The following is a 24,431-nucleotide window of genomic DNA, read 5'->3' on the forward strand; positions in this document are numbered from 1 at the left end:
CCGGCCGCTTTCAACCCCCGGCCTATGCTGGCCCCACAGCGCCGGCAGACGATTCGGCGCCGCAATCGCCACCAAGGGGACGCCTGATGAGCCCAGCCGAGTTGCACGCCGACAGCATCGTTATCGACGGGCTGATCATTGCCAAATGGAGCCGCGACCTGTTCGAAGACATGCGCAAGGGCGGCCTGACGGCGGCCAACTGCACCGTGTCAGTGTGGGAAGGGTTTCAGGCGACGATCAATAACATCGTCGCCAGCCAGACGCTGATCCGCGAGAACAGTGACCTGGTCATCCCGGTCAAGACCACGGCCGACATCCGCCGCGCCAAGGAACAGGGCAAGACCGGGATCATTTTCGGCTTCCAGAACGCCCATGCGTTCGAAGACCAACTGGGCTATATCGAGATCTTCAAGCAGCTCGGCGTCGGCGTGGTGCAGCTGTGCTACAACACGCAGAACCTGGTGGGCACTGGTTGCTACGAACGCGATGGCGGGCTGTCGGGGTTCGGGCATGAAGTGGTGGCCGAAATGAACCGCGCCGGCATCCTGTGCGACCTGTCCCATGTGGGCGCCAAAACCTCTGAAGAGGTGATCCTGGCCTCCACCAAACCGGTCTGCTATTCGCACTGCTTGCCGTCCGGTCTTAAAGAACACCCGCGCAATAAAGCCGACGCAGAACTCAAGTTCATTGCCGACCATGGCGGCTTTGTCGGCGTGACCATGTTCGCGCCGTTTTTGGCCAAGGGCATCGATTCGACCATCGACGATTACGCTGAGGCCATCGAATACACCCTCAACCTCGTGGGCGAAGACGCCATCGGGATTGGCACCGACTTTACCCAGGGCCATGGGCAGGATTTTTTCGAAATGCTGACCCACGACAAAGGCTACGCCCGGCGCCTGACCCGCTTCGGCGAAATCATCAACCCGCTGGGCATCCGCACCGTGGGCGAGTTCCCCAACCTCACCGAAACACTGCTCAAGCGCGGCCACAGCGAACGCCTGGTGCGCAAGATCATGGGGGAAAACTGGGTCAACGTGCTCAAGGACGTGTGGGGCGAGTGACGCGCGCTCACACCTGCTGCGCTCACCGGTAAAGGCGCCAGCGCCACGCAACACTGTGAATCAATTTCTGGAGTGGTACCCATGGCTAAAATCGCCCCGCAACTGCCCATCGAAGTCGACAGCGAAACCGGCGTCTGGACCTCCGACGCCTTGCCGATGCTGTACGTGCCGCGCCATTTTTTCGTCAACAACCACCGGGGCATTGAGGACGTGCTGGGGGCCGAGGCGTACGCCGATATTCTCTACAAGGCCGGTTACACATCCGCCTGGCATTGGTGCGAAAAAGAAGCCGAATGCCACGGCCTTGAAGGCGTCGCGGTGTTCGAGCACTACATGAAACGCCTGTCGCAGCGCGGCTGGGGGCTGTTCAACATCCAGGCCATTGACCTCGACACGGGGACGGCCACGGTCGCGCTCCAACACTCGTGCTTCGTGTACGTGTACGGCAAGGTCGGGCGCAAGGTCGACTACATGTTCACCGGTTGGTTTGCCGGGGCGATGGACCAGATTCTGCACGCGCGGGGCAGTCAGTTACGCACCGTGGCCGAGCAGGTCTACAGCGGATCGCAAGAAGGCCATGACCACGGCCTGTTTACCGTCAAGCCGTTGTAAGTCGAGGATCGGGATATGGCGTTCGAAGCGATGTTTGAGCCGATTCAAATCGGCAAGTTGACCATCCGTAACCGTGTGCTCAGCACGGCCCATGCCGAGGTGTATGCCACCGACGGCGGCATGACCACCGAGCGCTACGTGCAGTACTACGAAGAAAAGGCCAAGGGCGGCATCGGGCTGGCCATTTGTGGCGGTTCATCGGTGGTGGCCATCGACAGCCCGCAAGCGTGGTGGAGTTCGGTCAACCTGAGCACCGACCGCATCATCCCGCACTTTCAGAACCTGGCCGATGCGATGCACAAGCACGGCGCCAAAATCATGATCCAGATAACCCACATGGGCCGTCGCTCGCGGTGGGACGGTTTTAACTGGCCGACCCTGATGTCGCCGTCAGGCGTGCGCGAACCGGTGCACCGCGCCACCTGCAAAACCATCGAACCCGAAGAAATCTGGCGCATCATCGGCAACTACGCCAGCGCCGCGGGCCGGGCCAAGGCAGGTGGGCTGGACGGCGTGGAACTGTCGGCGGTGCACCAGCACATGATCGACCAGTTCTGGAGCCCGCGCGTCAACAAACGCACCGACGAATGGGGCGGCAGTTTTGAAAACCGCATGCGTTTTGGCCTTGAAGTGCTCAAAGCGGTGCGTGCCGAAGTCGGCCCGGATTTTTGTGTGGGCATTCGCCTGTGCGGCGACGAGTTTCACCCCGATGGCCTGAGCCACGAGGACATGAAGCAGATTGCACAATATTACGACGACACCGGCATGCTGGACTTCATCGGCGTGGTTGGCTCGGGCTGCGACACCCACAACACGCTGGCCAACGTCATCCCGAACATGAGCTACCCGCCGGAGCCGTTCCTGCACCTGGCGGCGGGCATCAAGGAGGTGGTCAAGGCGCCGGTGCTGCACGCACAAAACATCAAAGACCCGACCCAGGCCACGCGCATCCTGGAAGGCGGTTATGTGGACATGGTCGGCATGACCCGTGCCCACATCGCTGACCCGCACCTGATCGCCAAAATCAAAATGGGCCAGGTCGATCAGATCAAACAATGCGTGGGTGCCAACTACTGCATCGACCGTCAGTACCAGGGGCTGGACGTGCTGTGCATCCAGAACGCCGCCACCTCCCGTGAATACATGGGCGTGCCGCACCTCATCCAGAAGTCCACCGGCCCCAAACGCAGCGTGGTGATTGTGGGCGCTGGCCCTGCGGGCATGGAAGCGGCGCGGGTGGCGGCCGAACGCGGGCACCACGTGACCCTGTTTGAAAAACGCGAGGCCATGGGCGGGCAAATCAGCCTGGCCGCCAAAGCCCCGCAGCGTGACCAGATGGCCGGCATCACGCGTTGGTTTCAGCTGGAACTGGCGCGCCTGAACGTAGACGTGCGGCTCGGAACGGCGGCCGATGAGGCCACGATTTTAGACCTGCGCCCTGACATCGTGGTGCTGGCCGTGGGCGGGCACGCGTATGTGGAACAGAACGAACACTGGGGCGCCGCCCAAGGGTTGGTGGTCAGCAGTTGGGACGTCCTGGACGGCAAGGTGGCGCCGGGTAAAAACGTGCTGGTGTACGACACCATTTGCGAATTCACGGGCATGTCGGTAGCCGACTTTTTGGCCGAGAAAGGCGCGCAGGTCGAGATCGTCACCGACGACATCAAACCCGGCGTGGCGATTGGCGGCACCTCGTTCCCCACCTACTACCGCAGCCTGTACCCCAAAGAAGTCATCATGACCGGCGACATGATGCTGGAGCAGGTGTACCGCGAAGGCGACACGCTGATTGCCGTGCTGGAAAACGAATACACCGGGGCCCGGGAAGAGCGCGTGCTGGACCAGGTGGTGGTGGAAAACGGCGTGCGCCCGGACGAAGCGTTGTACTACGCGCTCAAGCCCGGTTCGCGCAATAAAGGGCAGATAGACGTTGAAGCGTTGTTCGCGATCCAGCCGCAGCCGTGCCTGAGCGAGGCGGGTGATGGGTACTTGTTGTTCCGCATTGGCGACTGCGTGGCGCAACGCAATGTGCATGCGGCGATCTATGACGCGCTCAGGTTGTGCAAGGACTTCTGAGGTAAACCCCCGGGCCTCCACCTCCCCCGGAGGGAGAGGTCGGGGGTGAGGGCATGTGCTCAAACCGAATCTTGATGGGAGCCACCCATGCTGAACATCCTTCTTCCCCTCCTGATCTTCGCGGCACTGGGCCTGACCCTCATCGGCGCGTTTCGGCGAATCCACCTCTGGCGTCAGGGCCGCCCGTCCCGCGTCGATCTGTTGGGCGGCCTGCTGGCCATGCCCAAGCGCTACATGAACGACCTGCACCACGTCGTGGCCCGCGACCGCTACATGGCCAACACCCACGTGGCCACGGCGGGCGGCTTTGTGCTGGCGGCGGTGCTGGCGATTCTGGTTCATGGGGTGGGCGTGCATCAGCGCGTCCTTGCCTACGCCTTGCTGTGTGCCACGGCGCTGATGGGTGTGGGGGCGCTGTTTGTCTTCAAACGTCGCCTCAACCCGCCGAGCCGTCTGTCCAAAGGCCCGTGGATGCGCCTGCCGAAAAGCCTGCTGGTGTTTGCCGCGAGCTTTTTCATCCTGACCCTGCCCGTGGCGGGTGTATTGCCTGAAGGCTTCGGGGGGTGGTCGCTGGCGGCGCTGTTGGGCGTGGGCGTGGTCTGGGGCCTGGGCGAATTGTTCTTCGGCATGACCTGGGGCGGGCCGATGAAGCATGCGTTTGCCGGGGCCTTGCACCTGGCCTGGCACCGACGCCCCGAGCGGTTTGGCGGCGGGCGCTCCACCGGTTTGAAAGCCCTGGACCTGTCCGATCGCCGCGCCCCTTTGGGCGTAGAAAAACCTGAAGACTTCACCTGGAACCAGCTCCTGGGGTTTGACGCCTGTGTGCAATGCGGCAAGTGCGAAGCCGCGTGCCCGGCCTTTGCTGCAGGCCAGCCGCTGAACCCGAAGAAGTTGATTCAAGACATGGTGGTGGGCATGGCGGGGGGCACCGATGCTCACTTTGCAGGCAGCCCTTACCCCGGCAAGCCCCTCGGTGAGCACGGGGGCACTGCGCATCAGCCCATCGTCAACGGCTTGGTGGACGCTGACACGTTGTGGTCCTGCACCACCTGCCGAGCCTGTGTCGAAGAGTGCCCGATGATGATCGAGCACGTGGACGCCATCGTCGACATGCGGCGCTTTCTCACGTTGGAAAAAGGCGCCACGCCCAATACCGGTGCGCAGGTGCTGGACAACCTGATCGCCACGGACAACCCCGGCGGGTTCGCACCGGGCGGGCGCATGAACTGGGCCGCCGATTTGAACCTGCCGCTGATGCGCGACAAGCGTTCGGCACACGTGCTGTTTTGGGTCGGTGACGGCGCGTTTGACCTGCGCAATCAACGCACCCTGCGTGCTTTTGTCAGCGTCCTGAAGGCGGCGGGTGTTGATTTCGCCGTCCTGGGGCTTGAAGAACGCGACAGTGGCGACGTGGCCCGGCGTCTGGGCGACGAAGCCACGTTTCAAGCGTTGGCCACGCGCAATATCCAGACCCTGGCGCAGTACGCCTTCAGCCGCATCGTCACCTGCGACCCCCACAGCTTTCACGTGTTGAAAAACGAATACGGCGCCTTGGGCGGTGATTACCGGGTGCAGCATCACAGCACCTACATGGCCGAGTTGATCGAGGGCGGGCTGCTTGAGCTTAAACCGGACACCGGAGGCCGCGTGACCTACCACGACCCGTGTTACCTGGGCCGCTACAACGGCGAATACGAGGCTCCGCGTCAGGTGCTGCGTGCACTGGGGCTTGAGGTTCAGGACATGCAGCGTTCGGGGTTCCGTTCCCGCTGTTGCGGCGGCGGGGGCGGGGCGCCGATTACCGACATCCCCGGCACACAGCGCATCCCTGACATGCGCATGGCCGACATCCGCGAAACCGGCGTCGAACGGGTGGCCGTGGGCTGCCCGCAATGCACGGCCATGCTCGAAGGGGTGGTCGCGCCGCGCCCGCAGATCAAAGACCTGGCCGAACTGGTGGCCGATGCATTGGTGGAGCGAGCCACAGCGCCCCGCCTCGCGAAGCACAACACCCAGGAGGTGATCGCATGAGTGACGTGCTTCGTCGTGACCCGCGTGCCGAGTGGATTGCCCGTAATCGTCTGCACCCGCTGCATGCGGCCTTGCAACCGCGACCTGAACGCTGGATGGGGCCCAACGGCGTGCTGCGCAAAAATGTCCACGGCGTGGGGTTTATCGGCCCGCAGGGGCTCAAGCGCATTGACCGCAGTGGCGGCCAGCAAGGCGGATCGACCCGGCGTGCGGTCAGTGTGCAGGCTCAACGGCCGTTGCATCAGGTGCCGAGTCCTGCGTTCTACATCGCCGTCGTGCCCGACCTGCCTGGAGGCCGGTTGAGTGCTCACGATCGCGACGTGCTTGGCTTGGCGCATGTCTTGGCAGGCAGCGAAGGCGCGGTGTTGGCCGTGGTATTCGGGGAGCATAAGGAGCGTGCTTTTGCAGAGGCCGGGGTGGATCGATTGCTGATGCTCGACCATCAAGGTTATGCACCGGAGCAGCTAGTGTTGGCGCTCCAGGCTGTGGATAACCAATTTTCCCCCCGGCATTGGGTGTTGCCCGACAGCCGCGAAGGGGGCGGTGAGCGGGGTCGGCGGTTTGCCGCGCGCATCGGTGAGCGTCCTGCAACACGGGTCTGGCAGGTCAAGGACGGTCTGTGCATCGGCCGTGCGGGCGCGGGTGTGCAAGACCTGCAACAACCCGTGCCCCGGTTGATTTTGGCGGCGGCCGAATGCGCCGATGCGGTGAGCGAGACCCGCCACCAAGCGTTGGTCGTTGAGTTATCCACACCCGTTGTCGCCAACTTGCCGCGCATAGAAGACTTGGGGCCGGTTGAAGTCGACCCGTCGGTGATCCCGATGGCTGAAGCGCCGTTCATTCTCAGTGGCGGCAATGGGGTCAAAGACTGGGGGCTTTTCCACAGGACCGCTGCGGCGTTGGGCGCCACTGAAGGTGCATCCCGGGTGGCTGTGGACGCAGGCTTTATGGCGCGTGAGCGGCAAGTTGGCGCCAGCGGCACTTGGGTGACCGCCCGCGTGTATGTGGCGGTCGGGATCAGTGGCGCCATTCAGCATCTGCAAGGCATGGGGGCGTGCGACAAAGTCGTGGCGATCAACCTCGACCCGGCTTGCGACATGATCAAACGCGCCGACTTGTCGGTGATTGGGGATGCGGCGTTAGTGCTTGAGGCGTTGCTGGCGGCTGTGGATAAGTGGCGGCAAGACCACGTGCGGGATGCAGCTTAACCGCGCCCACACCCCCAACCCTCTCCCTCTGCGAGCGGGCCAGGGTGAGGGCTTTTGATTTGGAGTGTGATTCATGACCATCCCCACCGTCGTATTGGTATCCATCGGTATCCACCCCGCCTCACAGCGCCCACGCCGCGCCGAACAAGATGCCCGCGCGGTAGAAATGGGCCTGCAACTGGCCGGCGATGACCTGCACGTGCTGCACGCGGGCAACCCCCATGAGCCCGCATTGCGCGCGTATCTGGGCATGGGGCTGGCGCAGTTGCAGGTGCTCGAACAACCCCCACAGGCCGATGCCGTGCCCGTGCTGCGCGACTATCTGCGTGAGGCGGGTGTGCAGGTGGTGCTCACCGGCAATCAGGCAGAAACCGGCGAGGGCTCCGGCATGCTCCCGTACCTGTTGGCTGAGCAACTGGGCTGGCCGCTGGTGGCAGGGGTGGCGCAGATCGAGTCTGTCCACGACGGCGTGGCCAGCGTGTTGCAAGCCTTGCCCCGTGGGCAGCGTCGACGCCTGCACGTGCGCTTGCCCTTTATGGCCACTGTGGATAATGCCGCACCCACTGGCCGACAAAGCGCTTATGGCCCGGCCATGCGGGGGGAGATTGACGCGCAAGACGTTGAGGTGGTTGACGATCAGTTATCCACAGCAGCTACGTTATCCCCTGCCAAGCCCCGACCCAAACGCCTCAAGGTGATCAAGGCCAAGAGCGGCGCCGACCGCATGAAAGCCGCGACAGCCAAGGCCGCAGGCGGCAGCGGACGCGTCCTCAGCGGCGTGAGTGCTGAAGAAGGCGCGCAAGCGATTTTGACGTTGCTGATCGAAGAAGGGGTGGTGCGGTGAGACTTGCCCACAAAGTCTGTTAGCGCTTGTGTGGATAACATGTTCGCTATCCGCTGCAAGCCTTGCAAAACGTGGCTTGCAGGATTTTGGTCAAAAAATAGCCAAATATCAGGTTTATCCACGGCTCGCTCTCTAAAGCCTTGAATATCGGCGCTTTGAAGGGCTTTTCCACAGCCGCAGGCACCGTGCATAAGTTGCGCACATTCTCTGTTGGCGGATGTGTGGATAACGTGTTCGCTTTCCGCTGTAGGCCACGCAGGACGTGACGTGCAGGATTTTGTACAAAAATTGATCAATGGCCGTTGGGTGGATGATGTGTCCACTTCCCCACAATTGCTGTGGGTGTGCCTGTGGATAACGTGTTCGTGCTTGGCTACGCGCCTTTGAATGCACGGGGTGTGCGCCATTGATCAAAAAATGATCACTCAGTGGACATATCTCGTTATACATAGCGTGCAAGCAGCCGTTGTGAGAGCAAACGTCGTGGGCTAAAAAAACGGTCCACTCCAGGCGCAAGAGACACCCATGACTGTTTTATTCAGACCGGCTCGACGTGACGACGCGCGCGAAATTGCCCGTTTTTTCCAGATCAGCTCCGAAGGTGGGGCGGATTACATCTGGAGCCTGATTGCACAACCCGGTGAGGACTTACTGGAGGTGGGCGCGGCGCGTTACGCCCGTGAGGGGGTGAACTTTTCGTACGAGAACTGCCTGATCGCGGAGCACCAAGGGCGCGTGATCGGCATGATGCACAGCTACGTGATGCGCCACGACCCGCACGCCGAGCCGGTGACTGACCCGGTGTTGGCGCCCTATGCCGATATGGAAATACCGGACACGCTCTACATTTCCAGCCTGGCGCTGGACGAGGGCTGGCGCAATCAGGGGTTGGGGGCGACCTTTCTCCAAGCGGCCCAGGCGCGTTGTGAGGCGCTGGGGCTCAAAGGCCTGAGCCTGATCGATTACGCCGCCAATACCGGGGCTCGACGCTTTTATGAGCGCCACGGTTTTAGCATTGTCAAAACCTGCCAGATAACGCCTCATCCGCTGTTTCGCGTGACCGGGCAGGCCTATCTGATGAGCAGGCCCGTGACCCGGTAACGCTGGCTTGGGCCGGGTCGATCGCCTCAGCGACACGTGCGCCGAGGCGATCGACGGCGGGCGTCAGGGCGCGCTCACTTCTTTAAGGTAGGGCGCAGGCGCGGCACCGAGGTTGCTGAGCATGCGCTCGCTGTACCAGTCCACGAAGTTGATCACGCCAAATTCGTACGTTTTGGAGTATGGCCCCGGCTGGTAAGCGGTGGAGTTGATCCCGCGCTGATTTTCTTCGGCCAGTCGCCGGTCCTGATCGTTGGTGGCGTCCCACACGGTGCGCATGCGCTGCACGTCGTAATCCACACCTTCGACTGCCTCCTTGTGCACCAGCCATTTGGTGGTGACCACGGTCTCCTGCGCGCTGATCGGCCAGACGGTGAACACGATGATGTGGTCGCCCATGCAGTGGTTCCACGAATGCGGCAGGTGCAGGATGCGCATTGAACCCAAGTCCGGGTTTTTGATGCGCCCCATGAGTTTTGCACAGCCTTGTTTGCCATCCAGCGTCATCGACACCGTGCCCTTGAGCAGGGGCATGCGCACGATGCGGTTGCGCAGGCCAAAACTTTGGTGGGCATAGGGGATGTGTTCGGCATCCCACGCAGCGGCCGAGGCGCCAACGTGGTCCTTGAACGCCTGATCGGCGCGCGGGTCGGTGACGTCGTCCCATTCCAGCAAGGTTTTGAGCAGTTCCGGGTGCGAGGCGTTGCAGTGGTAACACTCGCGGTTGTTTTCCAGCACCAGTTTCCAGTTGGCTTTCTCCACCAGCGTGGTCTGGATCGCCACTTTGGTGTTTTCCATGTCGTAGGGTTCCATGTAGTGATCGAGCGTGGCGAGGAACTCATCAATGGCCGGCGGGTGCTCGGCCAGGCTGATAAAGACGTAACCGCCCGCGGTTTTCACGTTCACCGGTTTGAGGCCGTACTGCTTCATGTCGAAGTCAGCGCCCATTTCAGTGCCTGCAAACAGCAGGCGCCCGTCCAGTTCGTAGGTCCACTGGTGGTAATGGCACACCAGCTTGGCGACTTTGCCTTTCTCGCTGGTACACAGCCTGGACCCCCGGTGGCGGCACACGTTATGAAAGGCATGCACCTGGCCTTCGGCGCCGCGAATCACGATGATCGGGTTGTTGCCCACTTGCAGGGTCAGGAAGTTGCCCTTGCTCGGGATCTCGCAGGTCATGCCTGCGATCAGCCATTCCTTCTGAAAAATCTCCTGCATGTCGATGGCGAACAACCGCTCATCGTTGTAGAACGGCTGGGGCAGGGAAAACGTCCGTTCGCGGGTGTGCAGCATTTCGGCGGTGGCCTTGCGTGCGGGTTCCAGTGGATCGCCCAGGCTCAGGGTTGCGGTGACGTCCATCGTGTGGTCCTCATGGCCATGGGAGGCGGCCTTCAAGTGGCGGGTCAAGGGTGCGACGCAAGGTCAAGCCATTGGCGCTGAGTGTGCGTTTCAAGCGCGCGGCGGCCCTGTCTGTGAGCGACATGGCCCAATCTGTTCCCGACGCCCGAGCGCCCGTTTTCAGGGGCTGGTCGCGATAAGCATGTGAATGTCGCGAATAGATAAATGGCGCTCACGGCGCATGCGCAGAATCGCCAGCAAGAGGCCGGCAGTCGGCCGTGGAGAAGCGCATGTCCAACAGCTTTCTGAACCCGGTAACCACCCAGACCTGGGCCAACGGCCGCCACACCGTTCGCTGCGTGAAAGTGATTCAGGAAACCTGGGACGTGCGCACGTTCTGTTTTATGGCCGACCAGCCGATCCTGTTCTTTTTCAAGCCGGGGCAGTTCGTGACGCTGGAACTGGACATCGACGGCGAGCAAGTGATGCGCTCGTACACCATCTCCAGCTCACCCTCGGTGCCGTACAGTTTTTCCGTCACCATCAAGCGCGTCCCCGGCGGGCGGGTGTCCAACTGGCTGCATGACACCTTGCAGGAAGGTCAGGAGCTGGCCGTGCATGGCCCGGTGGGCCTGTTCAATGCCATCGATGCGCCGAGCCCCAAAGTGCTGTACCTCAGTGGCGGGGTGGGCATTACCCCGGTGATGTCGATGGCGCGCTGGTTTTACGACACCAATGCCAATGTCGACATGGTGTTTATCCACAGCGCGCGGTCCCCCAAAGACATCATTTACCACCGCGAGCTGGAGCACATGGCCTCGCGCATCGACAATTTCAGCCTGCACCTGATCTGCGAAAAGCACGGCCTGGGCGAACCCTGGGCGGGGTATCGCGGGTATTTGAATCACAAAATGCTGGAACTGATGGCCCCTGATTTTCTGGAGCGTGAAGTGTTCTGCTGCGGCCCCACGCCGTACATGACGGCGGTCAAACGGTTGCTCGAAGCCAACGGGTTTGACATGAGCCGTTACCACGAAGAGTCATTCGGCGCGACGCCGCCCGGCGTGCGGGCCGATGCGCAAGAGCAGGCCGAGCAGGCGGCCGATGCCCCCGAACTGGACGCGTCCGAGCTTAATCAGGTGGAGTTCACGGCGTCGGGCAAGAGCATCCGCGTGGGCCCGGCGGAAACCGTGCATGCGGCGGCGGCCAAGTTGGGGCTGATGATTCCCAAGGCATGCGGGATGGGGATCTGCGGGACGTGCAAAGTGTTGAAGCTGGGCGGGGACGTGGAGATGGATCACAACGGCGGCATCACCGATGAAGACGTGGCCGAAGGCTACATCTTGTCGTGTTGCAGTGTGCCGAAGGGGGATGTGCGGATTGAGTTTTAGGGTGGCTAGGCCCCTCTCCCTTTGGGAGAGGGGCTTTTAACGTCTGGCTTACAAACTGAAGCGCGAAACCATGCTGTTCAGGTCCACCGCCAAGCGCGACAGCTCATTGCTCGCCGAGCTGGTCTGGCTGGCACCCGTTGCCGATTGCACCGACAAGTCGCGGATGTTGACCAGGTTACGATCCACTTCGCGGGCCACTTGGGCCTGTTCTTCGGCGGCGCTGGCAATCACCAGGTTGCGCTCGTTGATTTCCACAATCGCCGTGTTGATGGTGTCCAGCGCCAGGCCCGCGCCTTTGGCTATGTTGAGCGTCGATTCGGCGCGCTCGGTGCTGTTGCGCATCGAGTCCACGGCCTGTTCGGTGCCGCCCTGAATGCTGCCAATCATGCGTTCAATTTCGCTGGTCGACTGCTGCGTGCGATGTGCCAGTGCCCGCACTTCGTCCGCCACGACCGCAAACCCGCGGCCCGCTTCACCGGCACGCGCCGCTTCGATGGCCGCGTTCAAGGCCAGCAGGTTGGTCTGATCGGCCAGGCCGCGAATCACATCCAGCACTTTGCCAATGTCCCGCGACTCAGCGGCCAAGTTGCCAATCAGGGTCGCGGTGCTCTGCACATCGCCACTCATGCGTTCGATGGCGCTGACAGTTTCCAGTACCAGGTCGCGGCCATCACCGGCCGAGGCGGTGGCATTTTTCGAGGCTTCGGAGGTGCTGACGGCGTTACGTGCCACTTCTTCTACGGCACTGGTCATTTCGTTGACGGCCGTTGCGGCTTGCTCGATCTCGTTGTTCTGTTGGGTCAGGCCTTTGGCGCTTTCGTCCGTGACGCAGTTCAGCTCTTCAGCCGCAGACGCCAATTGCGTGGCCGAGCCCGAAATCCGTTGCAGGGTGTCACGCAGCTTGCCTTGCATCTTGGCCATGGCCTGCAACAGACGACCGGCTTCATCGCTGCCATCGACCTTGATCGGGCGAGTGAGGTTGCCTTCGGCAATCGCTTCGGCCGCCTCAAGCGCCTGCGCGATGGGCTGAGTGATGCTGCGGGTCAGGAGCAGGGCGCACGCGATGGTCAGCGCAGTGGCCAGTAACAGCAAGAACACCACCAGCTTGATCGCGGCTGAATACATGTCACTGGCACGCTGGTTGGCTTCTGCAATTTGCTGACCGTTGATACGCATCAGGCTGTTGAGTTCTTTGTTGATCGCTTCGGAGTTTTCCAGCAGCTCGGTATTGAGCAACGCACGCAATTGATCAATGTCGCCATTGCGCGACAGGCTGCGCATGCGGTCCTCCAATTGACGGTAATTGCCCATCAGTTGCTGGTAGCGCTCGTACACCGCCCGCTCTTGCGGGCTACTGATGTACTTTTCGTACTCGGTTTGCGCTGTACGGATCTCTTGGTTGCGCAGGTCCAGCAGTTCCATGGTTTTTTGCTGAACGTCGGGCTCACGGTTAATCAGCAAGCGGTACGACAGCACGCGCAGGCGCAACGCCAGTTGGGTGAACTCATCCAGGTTCTGGATGCTCGGCACGCTCGTGGTGCTGATGTCCTCGGCCGCCGAGCGGATCTGGCCCATCTGGAGCAGTGCGCCAGCCCCCAGAATCAGCATCAGTGTGCCGATCAGCGCAAACCCTAAAAAGGCGCGCGGAGCGATATTCATATTGCGTAAAGACATGATGTTTCCTGAGGGATGAGGCGCGGTCCGTGCGACGTCAATGCGGGGTGTATATGACCTATCGGTCATAAGACTAAAGTCTTGAATGCCGTCCGCGAAATTGTTGCGCCGCAGGCTTTGCCGACCGGGGGCGGGAACCTAGTTGGCCTGCCACAGTCTTTAGGGGGCTAAATGAACGGCGCCCCTAGCTAAATCGGGCCTTTGGGCCTGAATAACCCTGGCTTAGAGGGTGACTTTTCTTTATCGTACGCGCCCTCTGAAACTGCTTGAGACCTTCCCCATGATTGAGTCATCCCTTAGCAAACTTGAACAACTGGTCAGCGACCTGGTTCAGCAAAAGCAAGAACTGCTGGACGCCAACTCTCAGCTGACGGCTGAACTGGCCCAGGCCAAAGACGAAAACGAAAGCCTGCAACTGAGCCTGATGGAACACGAAGAGAAGCAAGGCGCCACCGCAGCACGCATTCAGGCACTGGTTGAGCGCGCGAGCGTGAGCCCTGTCAACGCATGAGCGTGGACAGAGACGGTGTAAATGTCGTCTCGATTCTGGGTAACGACTACACGATCAAGGCACCTGAAGGGGAGCAACAAACCCTGATGGCCGCCACCGTGATGTTGAAAGCCGCCCTGGCCGAAACGAAACGCAAGTACCCGAGCCTGATCGGGGACAAACTGTTGGTGCTGGCAGCCTTGAATCTGTGTTCGCAACAGATCGAACTGCAACTGAGCCACAAACAGGAGCTCGACCGTTATCAAGAGCAAGTCAGCGCCACGGTCGATGTGATAGAGCGAACACTCGGGCAATCCTGACGATTCGCCATGCTGTGCACAGCGCTCGTAACCCCTGAGCATGCCGGTGAGGGTTACGTCGCCGACCGCAGCCTCGCGGCACTCGTGCACGACCACAGGCATTCCTGACCCTGTAGCCGTCCCGAGACACGAGGCTGCGATCGATTGCGTCGCAGCCGCGGCGCTTATCCCGCCATCACTTCCCGAATATCCGCCGCCAGCTCCCGTACGCGGGCTTCTTCTGTGTCCCACGAGCACATGAAGCGGGCGCCGCCTTTGCCGATGAAGGTATAGAAGCGCCAGCCCTTGGCGGTCAGTGCCGCTACGGCCGGTTCCGACAGTTGCAGGAACACGCCATTGGCCTGCACCGGGAACATCAGCTCAACCCCGTCAATGTCACTCACCAGTTCACTGAGCAATTGCGCGCAGTGGTTGGCGTGTTTGGCGTGTTTGAGCCAGGCGCCGTTTTCCAGCAAACCGACCCACGGCGCCGACAAAAAGCGCATTTTCGAGGCCAGTTGCCCGGCCTGTTTGCAGCGGTAATCGAAGTCCACCGCCAGGGCGTGGTCGAAAAACAGGATCGCTTCGCCCACCGCCATGCCGTTTTTGGTCCCGCCAAAGCACAGCACGTCCACGCCCGCTTTCCACGACAGCTCGGCCGGGGTGCAGCCCAGGTAGGCGCAGGCATTGGAGAAACGCGCGCCGTCCATGTGCAGCAACAGGCCGAGTTCTTTGCAGGTGGCGCTGATGGCACGGATTTCTTCCGGGGTGTAGACGCTGCCCACTTCAGTGGCCTGGGTGATGGTCACCACGCGGGGCTTGGGGTAGTGGATGTCTTTGCGCTTGAGAGCGATCTCGCGGATTGATTCAGGGGTGATCTTGCCGTTTTCAGTGCGGGCGATCAGCAGTTTGGAGCCGTTGGAGAAGAACTCCGGGGCGCCGCATTCGTCCGTCTCGACGTGGGCCGTTTCGGAGCAGATGACGCTGTGGAAACTTTGGCACAACGCCGACAGCGCCAGCGAGTTGGCCGCCGTGCCGTTGAAGGCGAAGTACACCTCGCAGTCGGTTTCGAACAGTTTGCGGAAGTCGTCCGCCGCACGCAGGGTCCATTGGTCATCGCCATAGGAACGCTGGTGGCCGTGATTGGCCTTTTCCATGGCCGACCAGACTTCGGGGCAGATACCGGAGTAGTTGTCGCTGGCGAATTGTTGGCTCTTGTCAGTCATTTTCCGGTTCCGTGGTCAAAGTTGTCGTGCACTTTAGCCAAGAAATCTGCGGGTGCACAGGCACGGATTAAGTCGCGGAAATCTCTTACGCAATAACCGGCGAATGACCTGTCAGCCCTGTAGCCGCACGGGCTGCTTGCGCGGTGCGTCACGGGTTCGCAAGGCAATGCCACCGGCATGTCGTAAACGCACCACTGCGTGGCGCGCGTGGGCATTTGATCGGCCCGCGCCGGCCCTACCATCGGTCTCACAGGGCAAGCCCTCATCCAGACCAATGGCGCGCTGGCGCCGGGAGAACGCGATGTTCAGCAAGCAGGATCAGATACAGGGGTACGACGACGCCTTGTTAGCGGCCATGAATGCCGAAGATCAGCGTCAGGAAGATCACATCGAGCTCATCGCGTCCGAAAACTACACCAGCCAGCGCGTCATGCAGGCCCAAGGCAGCGGCCTGACCAACAAGTATGCCGAGGGCTACCCGGGTAAGCGGTATTACGGCGGCTGCCAGCATGTGGATAAAGTCGAGCAATTGGCCATCGACCGCGCCAGGCAACTGTTCGGCGCCGATTACGCCAACGTCCAGCCACACTCGGGCAGCCAGGCCAACGCGGCGGTCTACCTGGCCTTGCTCAATGCCGGTGACACCGTGCTGGGCATGAGTCTGGCCCATGGTGGCCACTTGACCCACGGCGCCAGTGTGAGTTTTTCCGGCAAGCTCTATCACGCCGTGCAGTACGGCATCGACACCGCGACCGGGTTGATTGACTACGACGACGTGGAGCGGCTGGCCGTCGAGCACCAGCCCAAAATGATCATTGCCGGTTTTTCGGCTTACTCCAAAACCCTGGATTTCCCACGCTTTCGGGAGATTGCGGACAAGGTGGGCGCATATCTGTTTGTCGACATGGCCCACGTCGCCGGGCTGGTGGCCGCAGGCTTATATCCCAACCCGGTGCCGTACGCCGACGTGGTGACCACCACCACCCACAAAACCCTGCGCGGGCCACGGGGCGGGCTGATTTTGGCCCGTGGCAATGAAGCTCTGGAGAAAAAACTCAATGCCGCCGTGTTCCCCGGCGGGCAGGGCGGGCCGCTGATGCACGTGATTGCGGCCAAGGCCGTGTGCTTCAAGGAAGCCCTGGAGCCTGCGTTCACCACTTATCAACAGCACGTGATCGACAACGCTCAGGCGATGGCCGAGGTGTTTATCAAACGCGGCTATGACGTGGTGTCCGGTGGTACGGACAACCATTTGTTTCTGGTCAGCCTGATCCGTCAGGGCTTGACCGGCAAAGACGCCGATGCCGCGCTGGGCCGCGCCCACATCACCGTCAACAAGAACGCAGTGCCCAATGACCCGCAGTCGCCGTTCGTGACCTCGGGGTTGCGCATCGGCACCCCGGCGGTCACCACCCGCGGTTTCAAAGTGGCGCAATGCACCGAGCTGGCTGGCTGGATCTGCGACATCCTCGATCATCTCGGCGATGCCGACATTGAGGCGGACGTGGCGCGGCAAGTGACGGCGCTGTGCAAAGACTTCCCGGTTTATCGCTGAGCGCGGTTTTGGAGTAGATCCTATGCAACGGTATTCAGGCTTCGGCCTCTTCAAGCACTCCCTCAGCCACCACGAAAACTGGCAGAAGATGTGGCGCACACCGACGCCGAAAAAGGTCTACGACGTGGTCATCGTCGGGGGCGGCGGGCACGGGTTGGCCACTGCGTATTACCTGGCCAAGGCACACGGCATCACCAATGTGGCCGTGGTCGAGAAAGGCTGGCTGGGGGGCGGCAATACAGCGCGTAACACCACCATCGTGCGTTCCAACTATTTGTGGGACGAGTCGGCGCACTTGTATGAACACGCGATGAAACTCTGGGAAGGCCTGTCCCAGGACCTCAACTACAACGTCATGTTCTCCCAGCGCGGCGTCTACAACCTGTGCCATACCCTGCAAGACATGCGCGACTCGGAACGCCGGGTCAGCGCCAACCGCCTCAACGGCGTGGACGGTGAACTGCTCAACACGCAGCAGGTGGCCGATGAAATCCCGTACCTGGATTGCTCAAAAAACACCCGCTACCCGGTCCTGGGCGCCACCGTGCAACGTCGCGGCGGCGTGGCGCGTCACGACGCCGTGGCCTGGGGCTTTGCCCGGGCAGCCGATGCGTTGGGCGTGGACTTGATTCAACAAACCGAAGTGCTGGGCTTTCGCAAGGAAAACGGTGTGTGCATCGGCGTCGAAACCAGCAAAGGCTTTATCGGCGCCAAGCGCGTGGGCGTGGTCACGGCGGGCAATTCGGGGCACATGGCGCGTCAGGCCGGGTTCCGCCTGCCCATCGAGTCGCACCCGCTGCAAGCGCTGGTGTCCGAACCGATCAAGCCGATCATCGACAGCGTCATCATGTCCAACGCCGTCCACGGCTACATCAGCCAGTCCGACAAAGGCGACCTGGTGATCGGCGCGGGGATTGACGGCTGGGTCGGCTACGGCCAGCGCGGCTCCTACCCGGTGATCGAACACACGATCCAGGCGATTGTGGAAATGTTCCCGGTGTTGTCCCGCGTGCGCATGAACCGCCAGTGGGGCGGCATCGTCGACACCACGCCCGACGCGTGCCCGATCATCTCCAAAACCCCGGTGCCCAACCTGTTTTTCAACTGCGGCTGGGGCACGGGCGGCTTCAAGGCCACCCCAGGCTCGGGCAACGTGTTTGCCGCCAGTCTGGCCAAGGGCGAGATGCACCCGCTGGCCGCCCCGTTTTCCCTTGAGCGCTTCCACAACGGCGCGCTGATCGACGAACACGGCGCTGCTGCCGTCGCTCACTAACAGGAGAAAGACCTATGTTGCATATCTTCTGTCCCCATTGCGGCGAGTTGCGCTCTGAAGAAGAGTTCCACGCCTCAGGGCAAGCACACATCCCGCGCCCGCTGGACCCCAATAGCTGCACTGATGCCGAGTGGGGCGATTACCTGTTCTTTCGCGACAACCCGCGCGGCCTGCACCACGAGTTGTGGAACCACGTGGCCGGGTGCCGTCAGTTTTTCAACGCGACCCGCAACACCGTGACGTACGAAATCCTTGAGACCTACCGCATCGGCAGCCAGCCGCAGTTCACTGAACAGTCGCCTGCGCCAGCCTCGACAACGGCCCCCCGCGAGCTGGGAGAAAAGGTATGAGCCAGACCCATCGCTTGGCCCATGGCGGCCGTGTTGATCGCACGCGCGTGCTGACCTTCACCTTTAACGGGCACACCTACACCGGTTATGAAGGCGACAGCCTGGCGGCCGCGTTGTTGGCCAATGGCGTACACATCATCGGCCGCAGTTTCAAATATTCCCGGCCACGGGGCATTTATGCCGCAGGCGCCGAAGAGCCCAATGCCGTGCTGCAAATCGGGGCGACCGAGGCCACGCAAATCCCTAACGTGCGCGCCACACAACAAGCGCTGTACCAAGGGCTGGTGGCCACCAGCACCAACGGCTGGCCCAACGTCAACACCGACATGATGGGCATCTTGGGCAAGGTGGGCGGCAAGCTGATGCCGCCGGGGTTTTACTACAAAACCTTCATGTACCCCAAGTCGTTCTGGATGACCTACGAGAAGTACATCCGCAAGGCGGCCGGGCTGGGCCGTTCACCGACGCAAAACGACCCCGACACCTATGACTACATGAACCGTCACTGTGACGTGCTGATTGTCGGTGCCGGGCCTGCCGGGCTGGCGGCAGCGCTGGCGGCGGCGCGCAGTGGCGCCCGGGTGATCGTGGCCGATGAACAGGAAGAGTTCGGCGGCAGCCTGCTCGACAGCCGCGAAAGCCTGGACGGCAAACCGGCCATGGACTGGGTCGCCAGCGTGGTGGCCGAGCTGCGCGGCATGCCGGACGTGGTGTTGCTGGCACGGGCCACCGTCAACGGTTATCACGACCACAACTTTCTGACGATTCACGAACGCCTGACCGACCACCTGGGCGACCGCGCACCGATTGGCCTGGTGCGTCAACGCATCCACCGGGTGCGGGCCAAACGTGTGGTGCTGGCCACGGGCGCCTGCGAACGGCCACTGGTGTATGGCAACAACGACGTGCCGGGCAACATGCTGGCCGGTGCCGTGTCCACCTATGTGCGGCGTTACGGCGTGGCGCCGGGGCGCACGTTGCTGCTGAGCACCAATAACGACCATGCCTATCGCGTGGCGCTGGACTGGCTCGACGCCAGCCTGCCAGTGGTGGCCATTGCCGATGCCCGCAGCAACCCGCGTGGTGCGCTGGTGGAAGAAGCCCGCGCCAAGGGCATCCGCATTCTGACCGGCAGCGCCGTGATTGAAGCCCGTGGCAGCAAACACGTGACCGGTGCCCGGGTGGCGGCGATCGACCTCAACACCCACCGCGTCACCAGCCCCGGCGAACTGCTCGATTGCGACCTGATTGCCACCTCGGGGGGCTACAGCCCGGTGGTGCACTTGGCGTCGCACTTGGGCGGCAAACCGGTCTGGCGCGAAGACATCCTCGGGTTTGTGCCCGGTGACGCACCGCAAAAACGCGTGTGCGTGGGCGGGATCAATGGCGTCTATCGCTTGGGCGACAGCCTGGCGGACGGCTTTGAAGGCGGCGTGCGTGCGGCCTGTGAAGCCGGGTTCAAAGCCGTGGAAGGCGTGTTGCCCAAAGCCCTCAATCATCACCAGGAACCCACGCTGGCGCTGTTTCACGTGCCCCACGAAAAAGGCACGGCACGGGCGCCGAAACAATTTGTCGACCTGCAAAACGACGTCACGGCGGCCGCCATCGAACTGGCCACCCGCGAAGGGTTTGAGTCGGTCGAACACGTCAAACGCTACACCGCGCTGGGGTTTGGCACCGATCAGGGCAAGCTCGGCAACGTCAACGGGCTGGCCATTGCGGCGCGTTCGTTGAACGTCAGCATCCCGCAAATGGGCACCACCATGTTCCGCCCCAACTACACGCCCGTGACCTTTGGCGCGGTGGCGGGGCGTCATTGCGGGCACATTTTCGAGCCCGTGCGCTACACCGCGTTGCAGGCGTGGCACGTCAAACAGGGCGCAGCGTTTGAAGACGTCGGGCAGTGGAAGCGGCCGTGGTACTTCCCGCGTCCCGGCGAAGACCTGCACGCGGCGGTCAAGCGCGAGTGCCAGGCCGTGCGTGACAGCGTCGGCATGCTGGATGCATCGACCTTGGGCAAAATCGACATTCAGGGGCCGGACGCGCGGGAGTTCCTCAACCGCATCTACACCAACGCCTGGACCAAACTGGACGTGGGCAAGGCGCGCTACGGGCTGATGTGCAAAGAAGACGGCATGGTCTTCGACGACGGCGTGACCGCCTGCCTGGCCGACAACCATTTTGTAATGACCACTACCACGGGCGGCGCGGCGCGGGTGCTGCAATGGCTGGAGCTGTACCAGCAGACCGAATGGCCGGAGCTGAAGGTGTACTTCACCTCGGTCACCGACCATTACGCGACCCTGACCTTGTCCGGCCCTAACAGCCGCAAACTGCTGAGCGAAGTGACCGACATCGACCTGGACCGCGACGCCTTCCCGTTCATGAGCTGGAAAGAAGGCCGGGTGGCCGGCGTGCCGGCGCGGGTGTTCCGCATCTCGTTTACCGGCGAATTGTCGTACGAGGTCAACATCCAGGCCGACTACGCCATGGGCGTGCTGGAAGCCATCGTCGAGGCCGGCAAAGCCTACAACCTGACCCCTTACGGCACCGAGACCATGCACGTGTTGCGGGCCGAAAAGGGGTTCATCATCGTCGGCCAGGACACCGACGGCTCCATGACCCCGGATGACCTGAACATGGGCTGGTGCGTGGGCCGCAACAAGCCTTTTTCGTGGATTGGCTGGCGCGGCATGAACCGCGAAGACTGCGTGCGCGAGGCGCGTAAACAACTGGTGGGCCTCAAACCGGTGAACCCGACTCAATGGCTGCCGGAAGGGGCGCAACTGGTGTTCGACCCCACGCAGGCGATCCCCATGAGCATGGTCGGCCACGTGACCTCCAGTTACACCTGCGGCTCGCTGGGGTATTCATTCGCCATGGGCGTGGTCAAGGACGGTCTCAAGCGTATGGGTGAACGGGTATTCGCCCCGTTGGCCGATGGCAGCGTGATCGAAGCGGAAATCGTGTCTTCGGTGTTTTTCGACCCCAAAGGCGAACGGCAGAACATTTGATGGGTGGTCACATGACGAGCGCAAACGTATACCAACAGCGTCCGGAGTCGGGCGCTAAAGCTGAGTCATCCTTGCACCACGCCCGGTTATCGGCGCTCATCGGCCAGGGTCGGCAAAACCCCGGCGTCACGGTGCGTGAGAAAAAACTGCTGGGCCACCTGACCTTGCGTGGCGACGCGCGCGATCCGGCGTTCAGCGAAGGCGTACACCAGGCGCTGGGCCTCGAACTGCCGGTGGCGCTGAGCCTGGTGGCCAGCGGCGAAACGTCCTTGCAATGGATGGGCCCGGACGAATGGCTGCTGATCGTGCCGGGCGGTGAAGAGTTCAAGGTGGAACAGGCGTTGCGCGAGGCGTTGGCGGGTCAGCACATTGCCGTGGTGAACGTCAGCGGCGGGCAACAACTGCTGGAGCTGCGCGGGCCGAACGTGCGCGAGGTGCTGATGAAATCCACCAGCTACGACGTCCACCCTGACAACTTCCCGGTGGGCAAAGCGGTGGGCACGGTGTTTGCGAAATCGCAGCTGGTGATCCGGCATACGGCCGAGGACACGTGGGAACTGCTGATCCGCCGCAGCTTCTCGGATTATTGGTGGCTCTGGTTGCAGGATGCTGCGGCGCAATATGGGTTGAGTGTTGAGGCCTGAGTCGCGGCTGGCCCTCACCCTAAGCCTCTCCCGTTAGGAAAGGGTTAGGGTGAGGGGCTTTTGCTTTTCACATCAGAACACTAAAAGGAGCCCTTCATGAGCCGCGCCCCGGACACCTGGATTCTCACCGCCGATTGCCCCAGCAGGCTGGGCACGGTCGACGCCGTGACGCGTCACCTGTTTGAACACCAGTGCTATGTCACCGAGCATCACTCCTTCGACGATCAACGTTCCGGCCGGTTCTTTATCCGGGTCGAATTTCGTCAGCCACAAGGTTTTGACGAACCGGCCTTTCGCCGCGGGCTCAGCGAGCGCGGTCAATCCTTCGGCATGGCCTTCGAACTCACCCCGCCGCATTACCGGCCCAAAGTGCTGATCATGGTGTCCAAGTCCGACCACTGCCTGAACGATTTGCTGTATCGCCAGCGCATCGGGCAGTTGTCGATGGACGTGGTGGCCGTGGTCTCCAATCACCCGGACCTAGAGCCGCTGGCGCAGTGGCACGGTATCGCCTATCACCACTTCGCCCTCGACCCCAACGACAAACCCGCGCAAGAGGCGCGGGTCTGGCGCGTGATCGAAGACACCGGTGCCGAACTGGTGATCCTTGCCCGTTACATGCAAGTGCTCTCGCCCCAGCTGTGCCGCAAGCTCGATGGCAAGGCGATCAACATTCATCACTCGTTACTGCCCGGCTTCAAAGGCGCCAAGCCGTATCACCAGGCCTACGAGAAAGGCGTGAAACTGGTGGGCGCCACGGCGCACTACATCAACAACGACCTCGACGAAGGGCCGATCATCGCTCAGGGCGTCGAGGTCGTGGACCACAGTTACTACCCCGAAGACTTGATTGCCAGAGGCCGCGACATTGAAGCCCAGACATTGGCCCGGGGTGTGGGTTATCACATAGAGCGGCGCGTTTTCCTAAATGGAGGTCGTACCGTGGTGCTGTGACACGCCAGCGCCCACTAAGCTGCAAGCAGATCGGCGGGCGGCTGGCCGGTCATCCCGCTCCATAACAACAAGGGTGAACTCAATGGCGGACAATCGCGGTGTGGTGTACCTGGGCAACGGCCAGGTTGAAGTGCAGAGCATTCCGTTTCCCAAGATGCAAAACCCTCAAGGCAAGCCCATCCACCACGGGGTGATCTTGCGCGTGGTGTCGACCAATATTTGCGGCTCAGACCAGCACATGGTGCGCGGCCGTACCACGGCGCAAACCGGGCTCGTACTGGGGCACGAAATTACCGGCGAGGTGATCGAGGCCGGGCGTGACGTGGAGCATTTGAAGGTCGGGGATTTGGTATCGGTGCCGTTCAACGTGGCCTGTGGGCGGTGCCGCAGTTGCAAAGAGCAAAACACCGGCGTGTGCCTGACCGTCAACCCGGCCCGTCCCGGCGGTGCTTATGGTTACGTGGACATGGGCGACTGGGTGGGCGGTCAGGCGGAATATGTATTGGTCCCTTATGCGGATTTCAACCTGCTCAAACTCCCGAACCGCGATGCCGCGATGGAGAAAATCCGCGACCTGACTTGCCTCTCCGACATCCTGCCCACCGGTTACCACGGCGCCGTCACGGCGGGCGTTGGCCCCGGCAGCACGGTCTACATTGCGGGCGCCGGGCCGGTGGGGCTTGCGGCGGCGGCGTCCGCGCGTTTGCTCGGCGCCGCCGTGGTGATCGTGGGGGACGTGAACCCGATTCGCTTGGCCCACGCCAAGGCGCAGGGCTTTGAAATTGCCGACCTGTCCAAAGACACCCCGCTGCATGAACAAATCGCCGACTTGCTGGGCGAGCCCGAAGTGGATTGCGCGGTCGATGCCGTGGGCTTTGAAGCCCGAGGCCACGGGCACGACGGCGTGAAACACGAAGCCCCGGCCACGGTGCTGAACTCACTGATGGGCGTGGTGCGGGTGGCGGGCAAAATCGGCATTCCGGGGTTGTACGTGACCGAAGACCCCGGCGCTGTGGATGCCGCCGCCAAAATGGGCAGCCTGAGCATCCGCTTTGGACTGGGCTGGGCTAAATCCCACAGCTTTCATACCGGGCAAACCCCGGTGATGAAATACAACCGCCAATTGATGCAAGCGATCATGTGGGACCGGATCAAAATTGCCGACATTGTCGGGGTCGAAGTCATCAGCCTCGATGAGGCACCTCGCGGCTACGGGGAGTTTGATGCGGGCGTGCCGAAGAAGTTTGTGATTGATCCGCATCGGTTGTTTAGTGACGTGTGAGTGACACA

Annotated in this window: 20 protein-coding genes and 1 pseudogene; 17 read left to right on the forward strand and 4 right to left on the reverse strand. The window is 61.9% G+C overall.

From position 1 onward, the window contains the following. The first annotated feature begins 86 nt into the window (after window positions 1-86). From V6F78_RS09080 to V6F78_RS09110, 7 genes are all read left to right on the forward strand, one after another. Window positions 87-1,064 (forward strand): dipeptidase, encoded by a 978-nt coding sequence (locus V6F78_RS09080; RefSeq protein ID WP_169840209.1) that lies wholly within the window; start codon window positions 87-89, stop codon window positions 1,062-1,064. Window positions 1,065-1,145: 81 nt separating this feature from the next. Beyond that, window positions 1,146-1,676, forward strand: a complete 531-nt coding sequence (locus V6F78_RS09085) for a DUF5943 domain-containing protein (RefSeq protein WP_047291829.1) — start codon at window positions 1,146-1,148, stop codon at window positions 1,674-1,676. A gap of 15 nt (window positions 1,677-1,691) precedes the next feature. Beyond that, the gene (gene dgcA, locus V6F78_RS09090; RefSeq protein ID WP_047291827.1) at window positions 1,692-3,752 is read left to right on the forward strand and encodes a dimethylglycine demethylation protein DgcA; all 2,061 of its coding nucleotides are present in this window, start codon (window positions 1,692-1,694) and stop codon (window positions 3,750-3,752) included. A gap of 87 nt (window positions 3,753-3,839) precedes the next feature. Then, the gene (dgcB, locus tag V6F78_RS09095; RefSeq protein ID WP_332726991.1) at window positions 3,840-5,783 is read left to right on the forward strand and encodes a dimethylglycine demethylation protein DgcB; all 1,944 of its coding nucleotides are present in this window, start codon (window positions 3,840-3,842) and stop codon (window positions 5,781-5,783) included. Continuing rightward, window positions 5,780-6,991, forward strand: coding sequence for an electron transfer flavoprotein subunit alpha (etfA, locus tag V6F78_RS09100; RefSeq protein ID WP_169858362.1), 1,212 nt, complete (start codon window positions 5,780-5,782; stop codon window positions 6,989-6,991). The genes dgcB and etfA overlap by 4 nt, the downstream gene beginning before the upstream one ends. 73 nt (window positions 6,992-7,064) lie before the next feature. Beyond that, complete coding sequence (etfB, locus tag V6F78_RS09105; protein ID WP_169840207.1) at window positions 7,065-7,835, forward strand: electron transfer flavoprotein subunit beta; 771 nt, start codon at window positions 7,065-7,067, stop codon at window positions 7,833-7,835. A 525-nt stretch (window positions 7,836-8,360) separates the two neighbouring features. After that, the gene (locus V6F78_RS09110) at window positions 8,361-8,936 is read left to right on the forward strand and encodes a GNAT family N-acetyltransferase (RefSeq protein ID WP_047291820.1); all 576 of its coding nucleotides are present in this window, start codon (window positions 8,361-8,363) and stop codon (window positions 8,934-8,936) included. Window positions 8,937-8,999: 63 nt separating this feature from the next. Here V6F78_RS09110 and gbcA read toward each other — a convergent pair whose 3' ends face one another. Beyond that, window positions 9,000-10,292: a glycine-betaine demethylase subunit GbcA gene (gbcA, locus tag V6F78_RS09115; protein WP_048375438.1), complete on the reverse strand. Its 1,293-nt coding sequence runs from the start codon at window positions 10,290-10,292 to the stop codon at window positions 9,000-9,002. 269 nt (window positions 10,293-10,561) lie between these two features. Between gbcA and gbcB the strand changes: the two genes are divergently transcribed. Beyond that, window positions 10,562-11,662, forward strand: a complete 1,101-nt coding sequence (gene gbcB, locus V6F78_RS09120; protein WP_047291816.1) for a glycine-betaine demethylase subunit GbcB — start codon at window positions 10,562-10,564, stop codon at window positions 11,660-11,662. A 48-nt stretch (window positions 11,663-11,710) separates the two neighbouring features. Here the strand turns inward: gbcB and V6F78_RS22405 are convergent, their stop codons facing one another. Next, the gene (locus tag V6F78_RS22405; protein WP_371057938.1) at window positions 11,711-12,583 is read right to left on the reverse strand and encodes a methyl-accepting chemotaxis protein; all 873 of its coding nucleotides are present in this window, start codon (window positions 12,581-12,583) and stop codon (window positions 11,711-11,713) included. Beyond that, window positions 12,566-13,405 (reverse strand): annotated as a pseudogene (locus V6F78_RS22410) (MCP four helix bundle domain-containing protein); the annotation flags it as partial. The gene V6F78_RS22405 and the pseudogene V6F78_RS22410, both read right to left, overlap by 18 nt. A 211-nt stretch (window positions 13,406-13,616) precedes the next feature. On the opposite strand from V6F78_RS22410, the gene V6F78_RS09130 reads away from it, so the two are divergent. Next, window positions 13,617-13,847 carry a hypothetical protein gene (locus tag V6F78_RS09130; protein WP_047291812.1) on the forward strand — a complete coding sequence of 77 codons (231 nt, stop codon included), beginning with the start codon at window positions 13,617-13,619 and terminating at the stop codon, window positions 13,845-13,847. After that, window positions 13,844-14,146: a cell division protein ZapA gene (locus V6F78_RS09135; protein WP_047278128.1), complete on the forward strand. Its 303-nt coding sequence runs from the start codon at window positions 13,844-13,846 to the stop codon at window positions 14,144-14,146. Before V6F78_RS09130 ends, V6F78_RS09135 begins: the two co-directional genes overlap by 4 nt. Window positions 14,147-14,310: 164 nt before the next feature. Here V6F78_RS09135 and V6F78_RS09140 read toward each other — a convergent pair whose 3' ends face one another. Next, window positions 14,311-15,351 (reverse strand): threonine aldolase family protein, encoded by a 1,041-nt coding sequence (locus V6F78_RS09140; RefSeq protein ID WP_047291810.1) that lies wholly within the window; start codon window positions 15,349-15,351, stop codon window positions 14,311-14,313. A gap of 301 nt (window positions 15,352-15,652) precedes the next feature. On the opposite strand from V6F78_RS09140, the gene glyA reads away from it, so the two are divergent. The 7 genes from glyA to fdhA all read left to right on the forward strand — a co-directional run bounded on the left by glyA (window position 15,653) and on the right by fdhA (window position 24,423). Further along, window positions 15,653-16,906 (forward strand): serine hydroxymethyltransferase, encoded by a 1,254-nt coding sequence (gene glyA / locus V6F78_RS09145; RefSeq protein ID WP_169858360.1) that lies wholly within the window; start codon window positions 15,653-15,655, stop codon window positions 16,904-16,906. A gap of 22 nt (window positions 16,907-16,928) precedes the next feature. After that, a complete protein-coding gene (locus tag V6F78_RS09150) occupies window positions 16,929-18,179 on the forward strand; it encodes a sarcosine oxidase subunit beta family protein (RefSeq protein WP_047291806.1) in 1,251 nt (416 codons plus the stop codon). A gap of 14 nt (window positions 18,180-18,193) precedes the next feature. Continuing rightward, window positions 18,194-18,529, forward strand: coding sequence for a sarcosine oxidase subunit delta (locus V6F78_RS09155; protein ID WP_047291804.1), 336 nt, complete (start codon window positions 18,194-18,196; stop codon window positions 18,527-18,529). Continuing rightward, entirely contained in the window at window positions 18,526-21,543 is a 3,018-nt protein-coding gene (locus tag V6F78_RS09160) for a sarcosine oxidase subunit alpha (RefSeq protein ID WP_332726996.1), read from the forward strand. The genes V6F78_RS09155 and V6F78_RS09160 overlap by 4 nt, the downstream gene beginning before the upstream one ends. A gap of 11 nt (window positions 21,544-21,554) precedes the next feature. Beyond that, window positions 21,555-22,187 carry a sarcosine oxidase subunit gamma gene (locus tag V6F78_RS09165; protein WP_047279162.1) on the forward strand — a complete coding sequence of 211 codons (633 nt, stop codon included), beginning with the start codon at window positions 21,555-21,557 and terminating at the stop codon, window positions 22,185-22,187. Window positions 22,188-22,283: 96 nt separating this feature from the next. After that, window positions 22,284-23,141 carry a formyltetrahydrofolate deformylase gene (gene purU, locus V6F78_RS09170; RefSeq protein WP_047291801.1) on the forward strand — a complete coding sequence of 286 codons (858 nt, stop codon included), beginning with the start codon at window positions 22,284-22,286 and terminating at the stop codon, window positions 23,139-23,141. Between the two features lie 82 nt (window positions 23,142-23,223). Next, window positions 23,224-24,423, forward strand: a complete 1,200-nt coding sequence (gene fdhA / locus V6F78_RS09175) for a formaldehyde dehydrogenase, glutathione-independent (RefSeq protein ID WP_048375447.1) — start codon at window positions 23,224-23,226, stop codon at window positions 24,421-24,423. Window positions 24,424-24,431 lie beyond the last annotated feature (8 nt).

This window comes from Pseudomonas sp. ESBL9 (genome assembly GCF_036668715.1).
Lineage (GTDB): Bacteria > Pseudomonadota > Gammaproteobacteria > Pseudomonadales > Pseudomonadaceae > Aquipseudomonas > Aquipseudomonas lundensis.

What these genes read in the sequence shown, in the direction of transcription:
- V6F78_RS09080 (WP_169840209.1), top strand. Translation starts at nt 87, where the DNA reads ATGAGCCCAGCCGAGTTGCACGCCGACAGCATCGTTATCGACGGGCTG.
- V6F78_RS09085 (WP_047291829.1), top strand. Translation starts at nt 1,146, where the DNA reads ATGGCTAAAATCGCCCCGCAACTGCCCATCGAAGTCGACAGCGAAACC.
- dgcA (WP_047291827.1), top strand. Translation starts at nt 1,692, where the DNA reads ATGGCGTTCGAAGCGATGTTTGAGCCGATTCAAATCGGCAAGTTGACC.
- dgcB (WP_332726991.1), top strand. Translation starts at nt 3,840, where the DNA reads ATGCTGAACATCCTTCTTCCCCTCCTGATCTTCGCGGCACTGGGCCTG.
- etfA (WP_169858362.1), top strand. Translation starts at nt 5,780, where the DNA reads ATGAGTGACGTGCTTCGTCGTGACCCGCGTGCCGAGTGGATTGCCCGT.
- etfB (WP_169840207.1), top strand. Translation starts at nt 7,065, where the DNA reads ATGACCATCCCCACCGTCGTATTGGTATCCATCGGTATCCACCCCGCC.
- V6F78_RS09110 (WP_047291820.1), top strand. Translation starts at nt 8,361, where the DNA reads ATGACTGTTTTATTCAGACCGGCTCGACGTGACGACGCGCGCGAAATT.
- gbcA (WP_048375438.1), bottom strand. Translation starts at nt 10,292, where the DNA reads ATGGACGTCACCGCAACCCTGAGCCTGGGCGATCCACTGGAACCCGCA.
- gbcB (WP_047291816.1), top strand. Translation starts at nt 10,562, where the DNA reads ATGTCCAACAGCTTTCTGAACCCGGTAACCACCCAGACCTGGGCCAAC.
- V6F78_RS22405 (WP_371057938.1), bottom strand. Translation starts at nt 12,583, where the DNA reads ATGGCCAAGATGCAAGGCAAGCTGCGTGACACCCTGCAACGGATTTCG.
- V6F78_RS09130 (WP_047291812.1), top strand. Translation starts at nt 13,617, where the DNA reads ATGATTGAGTCATCCCTTAGCAAACTTGAACAACTGGTCAGCGACCTG.
- V6F78_RS09135 (WP_047278128.1), top strand. Translation starts at nt 13,844, where the DNA reads ATGAGCGTGGACAGAGACGGTGTAAATGTCGTCTCGATTCTGGGTAAC.
- V6F78_RS09140 (WP_047291810.1), bottom strand. Translation starts at nt 15,351, where the DNA reads ATGACTGACAAGAGCCAACAATTCGCCAGCGACAACTACTCCGGTATC.
- glyA (WP_169858360.1), top strand. Translation starts at nt 15,653, where the DNA reads ATGTTCAGCAAGCAGGATCAGATACAGGGGTACGACGACGCCTTGTTA.
- V6F78_RS09150 (WP_047291806.1), top strand. Translation starts at nt 16,929, where the DNA reads ATGCAACGGTATTCAGGCTTCGGCCTCTTCAAGCACTCCCTCAGCCAC.
- V6F78_RS09155 (WP_047291804.1), top strand. Translation starts at nt 18,194, where the DNA reads ATGTTGCATATCTTCTGTCCCCATTGCGGCGAGTTGCGCTCTGAAGAA.
- V6F78_RS09160 (WP_332726996.1), top strand. Translation starts at nt 18,526, where the DNA reads ATGAGCCAGACCCATCGCTTGGCCCATGGCGGCCGTGTTGATCGCACG.
- V6F78_RS09165 (WP_047279162.1), top strand. Translation starts at nt 21,555, where the DNA reads ATGACGAGCGCAAACGTATACCAACAGCGTCCGGAGTCGGGCGCTAAA.
- purU (WP_047291801.1), top strand. Translation starts at nt 22,284, where the DNA reads ATGAGCCGCGCCCCGGACACCTGGATTCTCACCGCCGATTGCCCCAGC.
- fdhA (WP_048375447.1), top strand. Translation starts at nt 23,224, where the DNA reads ATGGCGGACAATCGCGGTGTGGTGTACCTGGGCAACGGCCAGGTTGAA.